The sequence below is a fragment of the Streptomyces sp. NPDC026500 genome (assembly GCF_055567635.1).
In genome coordinates this window covers 590,999-604,850 of record NZ_JBVHQB010000001.1, presented here as the reverse complement: position 1 = coordinate 604,850, position 13,852 = coordinate 590,999, and the positions used below count along the sequence as shown (strand labels likewise).

Annotated in this window: 10 protein-coding genes and 1 tRNA gene; 3 read left to right on the top strand and 8 right to left on the bottom strand. The window is 71.2% G+C overall.

The window, feature by feature from the left end:
* Window positions 1–55: 55 nt before the first annotated feature.
* The 4 genes from ACZ4N5_RS02675 to ACZ4N5_RS02660 all read right to left on the bottom strand — a co-directional run bounded on the left by ACZ4N5_RS02675 (window position 56) and on the right by ACZ4N5_RS02660 (window position 6,102).
* Window positions 56–4,003 carry an AfsR/SARP family transcriptional regulator gene (locus tag ACZ4N5_RS02675; RefSeq protein ID WP_467755302.1) on the bottom strand — a complete coding sequence of 1,316 codons (3,948 nt, stop codon included), beginning with the start codon at window positions 4,001–4,003 and terminating at the stop codon, window positions 56–58.
* A gap of 320 nt (window positions 4,004–4,323) precedes the next feature.
* Complete coding sequence (locus tag ACZ4N5_RS02670) at window positions 4,324–5,181, bottom strand: glycosyltransferase family 2 protein (RefSeq protein WP_467755396.1); 858 nt, start codon at window positions 5,179–5,181, stop codon at window positions 4,324–4,326.
* Between the two features lie 170 nt (window positions 5,182–5,351).
* Window positions 5,352–5,777 carry a DUF3052 domain-containing protein gene (locus ACZ4N5_RS02665; protein ID WP_467755301.1) on the bottom strand — a complete coding sequence of 142 codons (426 nt, stop codon included), beginning with the start codon at window positions 5,775–5,777 and terminating at the stop codon, window positions 5,352–5,354.
* A 28-nt stretch (window positions 5,778–5,805) separates the two neighbouring features.
* Window positions 5,806–6,102: a hypothetical protein gene (locus tag ACZ4N5_RS02660; protein WP_467755300.1), complete on the bottom strand. Its 297-nt coding sequence runs from the start codon at window positions 6,100–6,102 to the stop codon at window positions 5,806–5,808.
* Window positions 6,103–6,488: 386 nt separating this feature from the next.
* On the opposite strand from ACZ4N5_RS02660, the gene ACZ4N5_RS02655 reads away from it, so the two are divergent.
* Window positions 6,489–8,051, top strand: a complete 1,563-nt coding sequence (locus ACZ4N5_RS02655; RefSeq protein WP_467755299.1) for an APC family permease — start codon at window positions 6,489–6,491, stop codon at window positions 8,049–8,051.
* A gap of 252 nt (window positions 8,052–8,303) precedes the next feature.
* Complete coding sequence (locus ACZ4N5_RS02650; RefSeq protein ID WP_467755298.1) at window positions 8,304–8,585, top strand: hypothetical protein; 282 nt, start codon at window positions 8,304–8,306, stop codon at window positions 8,583–8,585.
* A 107-nt stretch (window positions 8,586–8,692) separates the two neighbouring features.
* On the opposite strand, the gene ACZ4N5_RS02645 is transcribed toward ACZ4N5_RS02650, so the two are convergent.
* A complete protein-coding gene (locus ACZ4N5_RS02645; RefSeq protein WP_467755297.1) occupies window positions 8,693–9,280 on the bottom strand; it encodes a hypothetical protein in 588 nt (195 codons plus the stop codon).
* Between the two features lie 283 nt (window positions 9,281–9,563).
* Window positions 9,564–11,402 (bottom strand): hypothetical protein, encoded by a 1,839-nt coding sequence (locus ACZ4N5_RS02640; protein ID WP_467755296.1) that lies wholly within the window; start codon window positions 11,400–11,402, stop codon window positions 9,564–9,566.
* A gap of 253 nt (window positions 11,403–11,655) precedes the next feature.
* On the opposite strand from ACZ4N5_RS02640, the gene ACZ4N5_RS02635 reads away from it, so the two are divergent.
* Window positions 11,656–12,036: a hypothetical protein gene (locus ACZ4N5_RS02635; RefSeq protein ID WP_467755295.1), complete on the top strand. Its 381-nt coding sequence runs from the start codon at window positions 11,656–11,658 to the stop codon at window positions 12,034–12,036.
* A gap of 11 nt (window positions 12,037–12,047) precedes the next feature.
* Here the strand turns inward: ACZ4N5_RS02635 and ACZ4N5_RS02630 are convergent.
* Both ACZ4N5_RS02630 and ACZ4N5_RS02625 read right to left on the bottom strand, forming a co-directional pair.
* Window positions 12,048–12,121, bottom strand: a tRNA-Thr gene (locus ACZ4N5_RS02630).
* A 108-nt stretch (window positions 12,122–12,229) separates the two neighbouring features.
* Window positions 12,230–13,813, bottom strand: a complete 1,584-nt coding sequence (locus tag ACZ4N5_RS02625; RefSeq protein ID WP_467755294.1) for an alpha/beta hydrolase — start codon at window positions 13,811–13,813, stop codon at window positions 12,230–12,232.
* Window positions 13,814–13,852: the final 39 nt, after the last annotated feature.

Below are 13,852 nucleotides of genomic sequence, written 5' to 3'. Positions count from 1 at the left end.
GCAGCCTCAGCGCCCTTCGGCAGGACGGTCGGCCGCGGCATCGGCGACGGGCGCGCTACTTCGCGAGTAGTTTTCGCAGTTCGCCTGTCACTGGGCTGTCTGTCTCCTCCAGGGCCTCCAGCGCCGACGTCCACTCCTGGTACGCCGCTTCGGCGTCGCCACGTTCCCGTAGCAGCAGGCCCCGCTGGTGGCGGGCGAGGCCTCCGGTATAGCGGTCGGCGCGACGATCGGCGCGGCACCGCAACAGATCGCACTCGCGCGCGGCGCGTTCCCAGTGGCCGACGCCGCGCAGGGCGCGCACGAGGCCGAGCCGGGTCTGTGACTCGCCGTGCCAGTCGCCGTGGCCGCCCAGGATGCGCAGGCTCTCCTCGAAGTGCGGTACGGCGGCGGCCGGTTCGCCGAGAGTGAGGTGGGCGTAGCCGATGTTGCAGTGCGCGGAGTGCCGGAGGATCACGTCCTGCATGGCGTCGCCGATGGCGAGGCTGCGCTTGTGGTGATCGATGGCGGCCCGTGGATCGGTGTGCTCGTACAGGTTGCCGAGGTGGCTGTAGGTGATGGCCTCCATGTGCAGGTCGCCCAACTCCCGCGAGAACTGCAGACTTTGGAGCAGGGCTTCACTGGACTCGGCGTAACGGCCGAGGCTTTCGAGGAGCATGCCCCGGTTGTTCAGCCCCCGCCGCAGGCAGGATCGCACTCCGAGGCGGCGCCAGATCGCGAGCGCCTCGTCGTTCAGGGTGAGGGCCTCACCCACACGGCCCGTCATGAAGTGCAGGCCCCCGAGGTCGCCGAGCGCGTACGCCTCGGCGGCCTCGTCGCCGAGCAGCCGCGCCGCTCCCAGCGCGGCACGCTGAAGAACCTCCAACTCGGCCACGCGCCCACTGCGTTGGACGTACGGGTTGAGCATGCGGGCCAGCACGGGGACGTACGGCGAGGCCTGCGCGTACCCTTCCGCCAACGCGACCACGTTCGCCAGCTCCGTGTCGCCCCAGGCGAAGGCCTCCCGCCCGGAACAGAACGGGGGCGTGGCCGCGACGTCCGCCGCGTGCCCGGCCGGCTGCGAGGCGGTCGGCCTGCTGCGGTCTTCCCGGTCCAGACCGGGTTCGAGGATCGCCTCCAGGGAACGGGCGGCGACACCGGCGTACCAGCGCAGGGCGCGCTCGGCGACGACCGCGTCATGACCGGGGTGAACGGAATCGCCGTGACTGCCCGGGACGGGCGAACCCTCACTGCCGTAGGCGGCGACCCCACCCCCGGAGGCACTCCCGGCAGCCGGAGCGCCCGGGTTCGCGCCCACGCCCGCTGCCGCGAGGACGCACTCCGCCGCGCCCGCGATCTCCCGGGCGAAATCCCGTACGAGGTCGTGCGGCGCGTAGCGGCCGTAGGCGGTCTCCTCCAGGAGGGCGACATCGACCAGGCGGTCGAGCGCGGCCTCGGCTCGGCGTTCGTCGGTGCCGGTGAGGCGGGCGACGAGGGCGGCCCCGTAGGCGGGCAGGTCGAGCGCGCCGATACGGCACAGTGCGAGCGCCGCGTCCCGGTCGGCCTCACGCTCGGAGGCGCGCAGCGCGTCGTGCGCGACGGCGAGCGAACGGCGCACGCTCAGGTCGTCGTACTCCAGATGGTGCAATCGTCCTTCCGTAGCGGCCAGTTGACCGGCCAGAACGTCGGGGGTCAGAGCTCGGCGGGCGGCGAGGCGGGCCGCGACGACCCGGAGGGCGAGCGGCAGCCGGCCGGTGAGTTCGACGAGGGGGTGCCCGCCGTCGAGTCCGTCCCGGCGGCCGGAGACCGCGCGGAGCAGGGCCGCGCTGTCCTCGTCCGTCAGCGGCGCGAGCGGGAAACGGGCGGCGCCGTCCAGGGCGGTGAGCGGCGAGCGGCTCGTCACGATGACCGCGCAGCCCGCGCCCGCCGGCAGCAGCGGCCGCACCTGGGCGGCGTGCGCCGCGTCGTCCAGCACCATGAGGGTGCGGGTGGGCGCGAGCATCGAGCGGAGCAACGCCGCTGCCGCGTCAGGGTGTTCGGGGATACGCCGGGGTTCCGCGCCCAGGTCGCGCAGGAGCGCGGCGAGCGCCTGACCGGCGGTGAGCGGGGTCATGCCGGGGGTGGCGCCGTGCAGGTTGATGTACAGCTGACCGTCGGTGAATCGTTCCCTCAGCCCGTGTGCGACGTGCAGCGCGAGCGCGCTCTTGCCTACGCCGGCCATCCCGCTGATCACCGCGACCCGGGGCATCCCGGTGGCGGGGTCGCTGCCGAAGGGCCGGCCGTGCGAACCGCGCTGCGACCCGTCGGCTGCTCCGCCGGCGGTCGCTCCGGCGATCGCCCCGGCGGTCGTCCGGTCGGTTGTTCCGGCAATGGCCCCGGCGGTCGTCCGGTCGGTCGTTCCGGCGGCCGTCCGTTCGGTCGCACCGGCGATCGCCGGGTCACCGGGTGCGCCGCCTGCCGCACCTCCGGACGCGCCTGCCGACGCGCCTGCCGACGTTGCGCCGTCGGGCCCGGCGTCCGGGTATGCCGGGGCTTCCGGGTGCGCCAGGTGCACGGAGTTTTCCGGGTCCAGGACCTGGCACAACTGGACGCGGGCGTCCTCGCGGCCGGTGAAGTGCGCCGGGGGCGGCGGGAGTTGGGCAGGACGGGGCGGCGAAGCCGGGTCCCGGTCGACCCGGGCGGAGCCGGCTGCGGATTCCGCCGCCCCGCCGTTCCCGTCCCGGCCACCGTGTCGGTCGCCGTCCCGGTCCCCGTCCCTGTCTCCGTCGCTGCTCCAGGTCCGGTCGCCGTTCCCGTCACGGCCACCGCGTCGGTCGCCGTCCCTGTCCCCGCCCCTGTCTCCGTCCCTGTCTCCGTCGTTGTTCCAGGTGCGGTCGCTGTTCCCGTTCCCGTCCCGGCCACCGCTCCGGCCCCTGTCGCTGCGTCCGTCGCTGCTCCAGGTCGGGTCGCTGCCCCCGTCACCGTCCCTGCTCCAGGACCGGTCGCCTCTCCCGTCGCCGTCCCTGTCGTCGTCCCTGCTCCAGGTCCCGTCGCCATTCCCGTCCATGCTCCGGTCGTGGACGTGGCCGTGGTTGCGGTCGCCGTCACGGTTACGGCCGTCGTTCCGGCCCCAGTCGCCGTTCCTCCCCCGGTCCGTGTCTCCGCCCGGAGTCCCGTCCCCGGCCCTGCCCCCGTCACCGTTCCGGCCCCGGCCAGGGGCTCCGGCGCCACCCCGGGGCCCGCCCCCGCCCATGACCCGATCGGCAGCGCGGACTTCGCCCGGGACCCAGTCGTTGTCCCGCAGGATCTCCAGGTGTGCCTTGCGTACGGCCGGGCCCGGCTCGATGCCGAGTTCGTCGAGCAGGCGGGCCCGCAGGTCACGGTGGACGGCGAGGGCTTCGGCCTGGCGCCCGGTGCGGTGCAGGACGAGCATCAGAAGCCGGTGGAACGACTCGCGGAGCGGATGCTCGGCCGTGCGGGCGGCCAGCTCCGGTGCCAGCCGGTCGAGCCGGGAGGCCGTCGGGGCGAGGCACAGCTCCGCCTCGTACCGCCACTCCAGGACCAGCAGCCGGGCCTCCTCCAGATGCTGGACGAAGGCGTGTCCGCCGGTCTCGGGCGGCAGGCCGCTCAGCGGGGTGCCACGCCACAGCGCGAGCGCGGCGGTGGACTCGTACAGCGCCCGCTCCCAGTCGCGCTCGTCATGCGCGTCACGCGCGAGGGTGGCGTGCCGTTCGAAGACGCGGACGTCCAACTCGCCCTCGCCGACGCGCAGGACGTACCCCGGCGGTACGGCGCGCAGTCGTTCCGGATCGTCGAGGAGACGGCGCAGCCGGGTCACATGGTTCTGCAGGGACGCCTGGGCGGAGGCGGGTGGCGTCCCGCCCCACAGCGCGTCCTTGAGCACGTCGACGGAGACGGCCCGGCCCGGTTCGAGGAGCAGTGCGGCCAGCAGGGCGCGCATCTTGCCGCTGCCGATCGAGCCGACCCCGCCGTCGGCGTCGTACAGGACCGGCGGCCCCAGCAGCCCGAACCGCAGCCCGTTCCGCATCACGCCGCCCCACTGCCTTTCCGCCGACCGCCCCGGCCGCGCACCACGGCGGTTTCCCGCCCTCTCGGGGCGAGTTCACGCCGTTCGTCCGATCGTTCCCGTGGGAACCGTTGGCCTCATGTTAGCGATCCGTTGGCGCGGCCTGATCTGATCAGTCCATCGGATCTGGCCCGACGGTGCGCGCGTACTACGCGTAACTCGGGGGAGTGTCGCCGCCGCGGCCGGATCCGGGGACGTGAGAGGCCCCGGTCGCGAGGTGATCGACCGGGGCCTCCGTCCGTACAAGAGCCACAGGAACCGCAAGGGCCTGTGAGCCGGGTTCAGATGACCGGCGGACGCCCGAGACGGGTCAGCCGCCATACCGTCCGCCACCGCATCGGGCGCCGTTCTCCGCCGGACTGGCGCAGCCCCTCCGCGAATCCGCCGAACCAGGCCCTCAGCCCGCCGACCGACCGCGTCCGCAGCAGCGTGAGCACGATCCAGATCCCCAGGTGCAGCGGGATCAGCGCCAGGGGCAGCCGGCGGCGGGTGAGCCAGACCCGGTTGCGGGCGGTCACGCGGTAGTAGATGGCGTGCCGGGCGGGCGAGGTCTTGGGGTGCTGGAGGAGCAGTTCGGGCTCGTACAGCACGGTCCAGCCGGCGTCTATGGCCCGCCAGGCGAGGTCGGTCTCCTCGTGCGCGAAGAAGAACTCGGCGGCCCAGTCCCCGGTCTCGGCGAGCATCGGCATGGACAGCGCGTGGCCGCCTCCGAGGAAGCCGGTGACCGGTCCGCCGCGCATCGGATCCTTGGCCCCGACCCTCGGCACATGGCGGCGCTGCGTCTCCCCGTGCTCGTCGGCTATGCGGAAGCCGACGATGCCGAGCCGCGGCCGGGCGGCATACAGGTCGCGCACCTTGCGCAGCACGTCGCCGTCGACGAGCAGCCCGTCGTCGTCGAGCTCGACGACGACGTCCACGTCCCCGAATTCACGGAGCCGGCTCAGGCCGACGTTCCGGCCACCGGGGCAGCCGAGGTTGTCGTCCAGTTCGACGGTGGTCACCTCGCCCGGCAGGCCGAGGCGTTCCGCGAACTCGGGCAGCGGACAGCCGTTGCCGACGATCACGATCCGGGTGGGCGCCACGTCCTGTTTGGCCACGGAGGTGAGCAGTGCGTCGACCTCGACGGGCCGGTTGCCCATGGTGACCACGGCAACGGCGATCCGTGGCCCCTCCTCCGCCTGTGACACGACACCCACCCCATCCCGGCCGACAACTGTGCCGCGATGCTAGCCGTTCACCGGAATTCCCCCTCACGTACGCTGTCACGTCCGCCGCGCGTACGTCCTGATCTACGCCCATACGTCCACGCTCAGGGTCGCCGATTCTCCTTGCGCCGTACGAATTTCAGCCCCGACCAGTCCTCCCCCAGCGCCGCCACCTTCACGTCGACGACGCCGAGGGGCAGGAAAAGGTCCCGCAGATCGTTCTCCGTGATGTCGCTGCGGTGCCCGGCCGCGCGGCGGGGCCAGGCGATCCAGAGCATGGCATCGTCGGACAGGTCCGTGACCAACCCGGCCGCGCGCGCCGCCAGTTCGGCGCGCTCCCGGAAGAAGGCGACGGTGACGTCCGCCCCCTTCGGGCCGCCGTCCTCCACCTCGCAGCCCTCCGGCAGTCCGGGAATCTCCCAGTCCCGCGGCCCGTGGGCCAGCCGCACCCGGTGCCCCGCCTTGATGCCGATCTTCCGGGCGAGCGGAGTACCGGAGTACCCGCCACCCGCCGCGCTGGATCCCGTCATCCCCGCAGGATGACACCGCCTGGCCCGGTCAGCCCGCGTACGCGCCCCTGACCTCGAGGTGTTCGACGGCGGGCGGCCCGGCCATCCAGTCCTTCAGGCTCGCCTGGAACTCACGGAACTCCGCGATCGCGGGCAGCGGGTTCTCGGTCCCGTCCGCGAGTTCCAGCTGGGCGATGTAGGTGACGCCGTCGGGCAGCCGGTACGAGGCGTAGCGCACGCCCGCGGGCCGCGCCTCCTCGACGGCGGTGAACATCTTGTGCAGCGCCTCCTCCAGCTCGCCGACGAACTCGGGCTTCACCGTGGCACGCACCATCAGAACGGTCATGTTCTCGTCTCCTGCTCCGCGGGCCGCCCCGTGCGGCGCCGTCGACTCCCTGACGTGCGGGAGCGCGAAGGTGTGACAGACACCGAAGATGTGGCAGGCGGCAGAGGTGCGACGGACGACGGAGGTGCGACGGACGGCGAAGGGGTGAGCGGCGTCCCGGCGCTCTCAGTCAGGACAGGGAAGGGGAGCGACAGGGCTGAGCCGGTCCGCGGAGTGGAGCCCGCGGCTCGATTACCGGTTGTCGGCGAGCGGGTTCATGCTGGTGGGAGCGGCCCGGTCCCCCGGACTCCCTCGGTGACCCCCGGGGACCCCGAGGCTTCCCGAGCCGGGGATTGCGGGCGCCCGGTCCACCGTCGGCGGGTCGCCACAAGGTTCCGGAGGGCGTCATGAGCTCACCATCCGTCCCGCCGCCCGCACCGCTCCCCCCGCTGGGACCGGGGGCCACGGACAAGGGCCTCAAGGGTGGCGCCCTGGGCCTGTTCTCCAGCACGGTGATCGGGCTGGCCTCCACCGCCCCCGCCTACAGCCTCGCGGCGACCCTCGGCGTCATCGTCGGAATCGTGGGCTTCCAGTCACCGATCGTGATCGTGCTGGCGTTCATCCCGATGTTCCTGATCGCCTACGGCTACAAGGAGCTCAACCGGGCCGACCCCGACTGCGGCACCACGTTCACCTGGGCGGCCCGGGCCTTCGGCCCCCGTACCGGCTGGCTGGGCGGATGGGGCATCGTCGCGGCCGACATCATCGTGATGGCCAACCTGGCCCAGATCGCCGGGGCGTACGGCTTCCAGCTCATCGGCGCGGACGGGCTGGCGCAGGACACCTTCTGGGTCACCGTGGTCGGCGTCCTGTGGATCGCCGTGATGACCCTGATCTGCTACATCGGCATCGAGATCTCGGCCAACCTGCAGAAGCTGCTGCTCACCATCGAGATCGTGGTGCTGTGTCTGCTGGCGGTCACCGCACTGGTCAAGGTGTACGGCGGTACGGCGCCGAGCGTGTCGTCGGAGATCTCGTGGTCGTGGTTCAACCCCTTCGAGATCAACTCGTTCGACGACCTGACCAAGAGCATCCTCGCCGGAGTGTTCATCTACTGGGGCTGGGACACCGCGGTGTCCGTGAACGAGGAGACCGTCGACCGCGACCGCACCCCGGGCCGCGCCGCCGTCATCTCCACCGTCATCCTGCTCCTCGTCTACGTCATGGTCACCACGTCCGCGCAGGCGTTCGCCGGAGTGGGCGAGCACGGCATCGGCCTGGGCAACCCGGACAACTCCGGAGACGTCCTCTCCAGTCTCGGCGCCGAGGTCTTCGGCACCGGGGGCTGGGGCACGGTCGCCACGAAGCTTCTGATCGTGATGGTCCTCACCTCGGCGGCGGCCTCCACCCAGACGACCATCCTTCCCACGGCCCGCACCACGCTGTCCATGGCCGCGTTCAAGGCCATCCCGCAGCGCTTCGCCCGCATCCACCCCCGGTTCCTCACCCCGACCTGGTCCACCGTGGGCATGGGCCTGGCCTCGATCGCGTTCTACGTCATGCTCACCCGGGTGAGCGAGAACGTCCTGGCCGACTCCATCGGCTCGGTCGGGCTGATGATCGCCTTCTACTACGGTCTCACCGGCTTCGCCTGCGTCTGGTACTACCGCAGGGTCCTGACCCGCAGCCCACGCGACCTCTGGACGCGCGGGATCATGCCGGGCCTGGGCGGCGCCATGCTCCTCTACTTCTTCATCAACGCGTGCATCGTGTACGCCGCCGCCGACTACGGCAGCACTTCGTGGACCATGCCGTTCCCGCCGCACTGGCAGCTCGGCGGCGTCTTCGTCACCGGCATCGGCGCCCTTCTCCTCGGTGCCGTCCTGATGTTCCTGTACGGCGCGTTCCGCCCGTCCTACTTCCGCAAGGAGACGATCGCGGTCTCGTCCCACGACCCGAGCGGCCACTGACCCACCTATGGCGGAACCGCCGGCCTCCAAGAGGCGGGCGGCCCCGGGTGATGGTCCGGGAAAGCGGTGAACCGTCCCGGTGGCGGGGGGAGAGAGAGGCCACCGGGACGGTGTCCGGGAGGGGCGGCGTCAGGCCGGTGCGCCCACCGCGACGTCCTGCGAGCCGTCGGGCCGTATCCCGTGGGTCGGACGGGTCCGGAAGGTCCCGTGGGTCAGACCGGTCCGGTGGGTCCGGAAGGTCCGGTTGATTCCGTGAGTTCCGTCAACGCGCAGCAGGCCGGCCTCTGGTTCATCCACGAGACCGACCCGGGCTGCTCCGCCTACGTGTGGTGGGAGGCGTTCGACGGGAGCCCCGACCCGGCCGTCCCCGACATCCGCGTGATCTCCGACGACACCGAGGCGAAGCTGACCTTCCTGCGCCTGTGCGCCGCCACGCCCTTCACCTGCACCGACGCCGGCGGGCTGGACCATGCACGCCGGGTGGAACGGATGGTGCTGTCGGGGCTGAGCTCGACGGGGATGTCCGCGGCCTGATGATCGATTGCCCCCGCACCAGTAGCCCGCGCGGAACTCCCTGCCCCTGCCGCTGCCCCTTGCGGCTGTCCCCACTAGGTCAGGTGGCGGGCACGGCCGCCGCTGCTTCAGGGCGACTCAGCCGCCTCGGTCACCTCGGTCGGCGCAGTCGCCTCGGCCGTCACAGCCGGCTCGGCCGTCGCAGTCGCCTCGACCGTCGCTCCGGTGGAGGGTGACGCTGTGGCGGGCTCCTCACCCTGCTTGACCCACGCCTCCCAAAGGCCCGGCGGAATCTCCGTCATCAAGCCTCCGCCCTTCGTGAACGCGATCCGCTGGCTGTACCCGCCACCGCCGCAGCCGTCGGACTGACGCGCGAGCTTCACATCGGCGGTGGCGTCGATGACGGGGCCCGTGGCGCCCTTGCGGGTGACCCGGAAGCGGACCGGGGCGGCGTCCGGGTCCACGTCGTCCGGCAGCGGGAGGTGCACCTTCGTGATGTCCTCCTGCGGCAGCTTCCCCTTCACGCACTCGCCCCGCGAGCACAGCTCGTACGAGGCGCCGGCGAGGTTGTCGTATCCCTCGTGCGGGAACATCAAGCCGACACCGGACACGACGCCTACCCCGGCGCAGGGCGCAGGGCCGGCGCACGCAGACACAGCCGCGAACAGGCCGAGCACGACGAGCATCACACGCAGCCGTACGGCCGGTCCCACCATCTTTCGACCCTCCCAAGAGCGCCTTCTCGGCACTGAATGCAGCTACGGGAAAGCTACGGGAAGCATCCTGCTGCACCGTCGGACACCGGCGCCCGTGAACGGTCGTCGGTGGTGCGGGACCGTCCAGGTCAGTCAGTCCCATCCGGTTCACCTGGATGCGAGCCGGGGGGAGGCGGTGCTCCTGGCGGCGCGTAGCCACGCCGCCGGGCGGCCGGGCGGCAAAGGCGAAGGGCGCCCCGGATGTTCCGGGGCGCCCTTCGTGCTGGTCGTCAGAAGAGGCTACTCAGCGCACATCCACGTAGTCGTGGTAGCTCTCCGCATCCACGTAGGAGCCGGACGCGAGGTAGACCCCGACCCAGGTGCCGTCCTGCTTCGCGGTGAAGCGGGCGGTGAAGTGGCCGTGCGAGTCCGCCTTGACGGAGCCCAATTCCGTCCAGGACTTCTTGCCCTTGGCCTGGAAGAGGATGTAGACGCGCTGTTCGCCGAACGCCACCCACTTCGTTCCGCTCAGCCGCTGCAAGGTGCCGGTGGTGGTCACGGTGTGGCCCTTGCGTACCGGCTCGGGGCCGGCGTTGAAGCCGGTGATCCGGGTGGCGGTGCGGTTGAAGTGTACGGAGTTGGAGTAGCCGGACTGGTAGTCCGACGACCCCGCCGAGTACAGCCGCCAGTAGCCCTTCGGCACCGACACGTACCCGTCGAGGTCGAAGGTGCCGTCGGACTTCGCGGTGAACCAGCCGAGGGACTTCCAGCTGGTCTTGCCGTCGGCCGACTGCTGGAGGTACAGCTTCCGGTTCGGCGGCACCTTGCCATTGCTGGCGCTCATGCTGCCCTGGATGTGCAGGTTGGAGTACTCGTCGATCCAGCTCGAACAGAAGCAGATGTTCGTCTTGTTGATGACGTCGACCTTGAACTGCGCGTGCGAGGCGGTCAGATACGGGTCGGCCAGGTAGCTGTCGCGACTGGTCTCGACCGTGTACGTGCCGTCGTCGTACGGGATGTACGGGTCGGTGAGCGTGAAGCGCCCGCCGGCACCGCTGGTCGCCGTGGCGTAGTAGCCCATGTCGAGCGCGACACCCTTGGCCGGGCGCCAGGTGCCGTCGTACAGATACTCCACGACACCGGACGAGGACGCCTTGGCTCCGAACTTGATCTGCACGCTGGAGTGGTCCAGCCGGATCCGGCTCGGGCTGACCACGACCGGCAGGGTCTTCGTGTCGACGAGCACATAGGTGTTCGTGCCGTCGGGGTTGGCGATCCAGAAGGAGAGGGAGACCGGCACGGACGTGGCGTTGTCGCCGTTCAACTTCGGTGCCACGTCGATCGCGTAGCTGCCGTCCGCGGCGGTGACGGTGCTGTAGGCGTTCTCGGCCACCACGCTCAGCGTCTTGCCGGCCAGCGGCGAGGTGTCGCCGGTGATCGGGTCGAAGAGCGAGATGCGGCCGCCGAGCGTGACGTGCGTGTGCTCCACGTCCAGTACGGCGGGGCTGATGCTGCGGTCGGCGAAGACCGGCTTCGGCTCGACGTCCACGGTGGTGGCGTGCGCCGACGAGCTGCTGTCGGCGTCGCTGTCCTGGGCGCTGACCGTCACGTCGTAGCTGCCGTACGACGGCAGTTGCGACATGCGAGGCGAGCGCCAGACGCCGTCCTGCGGCGTGCCGGAGACGAGCGTGAAGCCGGTGACCGCGACGGTCACCGGGTTCGCGCCGCGCAGCTCGGTCAGGTCGGCGGACACCTCGGTGATCGCCGAATCGGAGGACACGGCGACCGTCAGGAAGCCGGCGTCGGAGGGGTCGGAGCCGACGTCGCCGAACACCGGGGCGCCGGTGCCGTCGGCAGGCGCGCTGCTGCTCGGGTCGGGCGCCGGGCCGCCGGAGGGCTGGGAGGACGGGGTCGGATCGGCGGGAGTCGGGGTGTCCGACGGTTCGCCGGTGGGTGGGTCGGACGGGGTCGGGGTGTCCGAAGGAGTGGCGGACGGGGCGCTGATGGGCGTGTCCGCCGGCGTCGGATCAGCCGTCGGATTCGTGGCCGCGGTGGCCGCCGGGTTCTGCCCGGGCGTGCCGCCGTCGGCCGCGTACGCCAGAGCCGGCGCGGCGAGGAGCGCGGCGCCCAGTGCGGCGGACACGGCCGCCGACACCAAAGAGCGTGTTCTCACTGCTGGATTGCCCCCACGGGAATGGCGCGGCCTCGCTGCCCCGGACATCCGGAGGCCGGCCGCGCTCTTTGTACGGTTGCCGTGAACATGACGCAACGCATCGGACTCTATCGGTCGCCCCGACAACGAAGCGAACAGGTTTACGGAACTGACCGAAGACCTCAACCACCCCTGCCCACACGGCTGTTGTCGGCAATCGCCGGGTGGGCGTCTCCGTGCCCGATTGGAGGAGCAGGATCTCGTGCAGTGCCGGGTCGGTGACGAAAACGGCCGCGACGAGGCCGAGCGTCTGGCGGCGGCCGCCGACGTCGCGCTGAAAAGCCGTGCAGGCGATGCCAGGGCCCTCGTCGATGCGGATGACAGCCCCACATCCCGGACGGGGCTGCCCGAGACGCGCACCCCAGGAAGGCCTCAGCCTCTGGACATCATCGCCATGTACCGGGCCGCAGAGAAGAAGAACGGACTTAGGGGGGACGGACCGGACCCACGCGGGCCCCAGATCGGGCCCCATCGGGCCATCACGGGGTCCAGTTCGGCAAGTGGTTCAGACCACAAGGAGATCATGGAAAAGCAAAAGCCCCAGGTCACGGCGAGTGAGTCCTGAGGCTTCCACAGAGCCGCCTTCGGGATTCGAACCCGAGACCTACGCATTACGAGTGCGTTGCTCTGGCCATCTGAGCTAAGGCGGCGCGCTGCCCACACCTATGGTGCGATCAGCAACGTCGGTAAGTCTACACAGTTTCCGGGGGTGCTCCGCACACGCCCCGAGGCAGGCGTTCCAGGGGTGCTCGGCAGGGCTATGAGCAGCGCTTTCCCTTCTGGGGAGGGGTGCCCTGGAGGAGGTAGCGGTTGATCGTCGAGTCGATGCAGGTGCTGCCTCGGCCGTAGGCGGTGTGGCCGTCACCGACGTACGTGAGGAGGGTCCCGGAGGAGAGCTGGGAGGCGAGGGACTGGGCCCAGGGGTACGGCGTCGCCGGGTCGCGGGTGGTGCCGACGACGAGAATCGGCGCCGCGCCCTTCGCCTCGATGCGGTGGGGCTCGCCGGTGTTCTTCACGGGCCAGTACGCGCAGTTCAGTGAGGCCCAGGCCAGACCCTCACCGAAGACGGGGGACGCCTTCTCGAAGGCGGGGAGTCCCTGCTCCAGCTGGTCCGGGCCGGAGAAGGCGGCCGGCAGGTCGAGGCAGTTCACGGCGGCGTTGGCGGACATCAGGTTCGCGTACTGGCCGTCGGCGTCCCGCTCGTAGTAGCTGTCGGAGAGGGCCAGCAGGCCCGTGCCGTCGTTCTGCTTCATCGCGGAGGTGAGCGCGTCGCGCAGCTGCGGCCAGGCCGTCTCGTCGTACATGGCCGCGATCACCCCGGTCGTCGCGAGCGCCTCCCCGACCTTGCGGCCGTCCGGGTCGCCCGCCGGGATGGGCTCCTTGTCCAGTTGCTGGAAGAACGCCTTCAGGTTCCTGCCCACCTGATCCGGGCTCGTGCCCGCATCGCCGAGCGGGCAGTCGCTGTGCCGCACACAGTCCTTGGCGAAGGACTGGAACGCGGTCTCGAACCCCGCCGTCTGCTCCTCGTTCAACTTGCGCGAGGTCAGGGACGGGTCCAGCGCGCCGTCCAGGACCAGCCTCCCCACCCGGTCCGGGTAGAGGCCCGCGTACGTGGCCCCCAGGAACGTCCCGTACGACGCCCCCACATAGGTCAGCTTCTGGTCGCCCAGCACGGCCCGCAGGATGTCCATGTCGCGGGCGGCCTCGACCGTGGAGACGTGCCGGAGCAGCTCGGGCGAGTGCCGGCCGCAGCCTTCGGCGAACTTCTTGTACGCCTCGACGAGCTGATCCGTCTCCCGACCGTCGTCCGGCGTGGTGTCCGTCTGCGTGAACGCGTCCATCGCGCGGCCGTTGAGGCACTCGACCGGCTCGCTGCGTGCCACTCCCCGCGGATCGACCGCCACCATGTCGTAGCGCGCGCGGACCTCCGCCGGATAGCCGATCCCGGCGTACGACTGGAGATAGCCGACCGCCGAACCGCCCGGCCCTCCGGGATTGACCAGCAGCGAACCGAGGCGCTTGCCCGGTCCCGTGGCCTTCTTGCGGGAGACCGCCAGCCTGACGTCGCCCGCGCCCGGCTTCGCGTAGTCGAGTGGCGCCTTCATCGTGGCGCACTCGAAGCCGGGGACACCGCAGCTGCGCCAGTTCAGCTTCTGCTGGTAGTACGGCGACAGCGCGGACGGCGTGGCGCGCGGCAGCGCGGTGAGGGCCGCCTCGGTCGTCGCGGCCGTCGTCGTGGAACTTCCCGAGGAGCAGGCGGAGATGAACAACGCCACGGCGGCCAGCAGCACGCCGCCCGCACGGAGGGTTCGGGTCGGCCGAGAGGTACGCCTCATGTGCATCCCGCGAGCGTAACCTTGCGCGATCAATTGATCACCTTC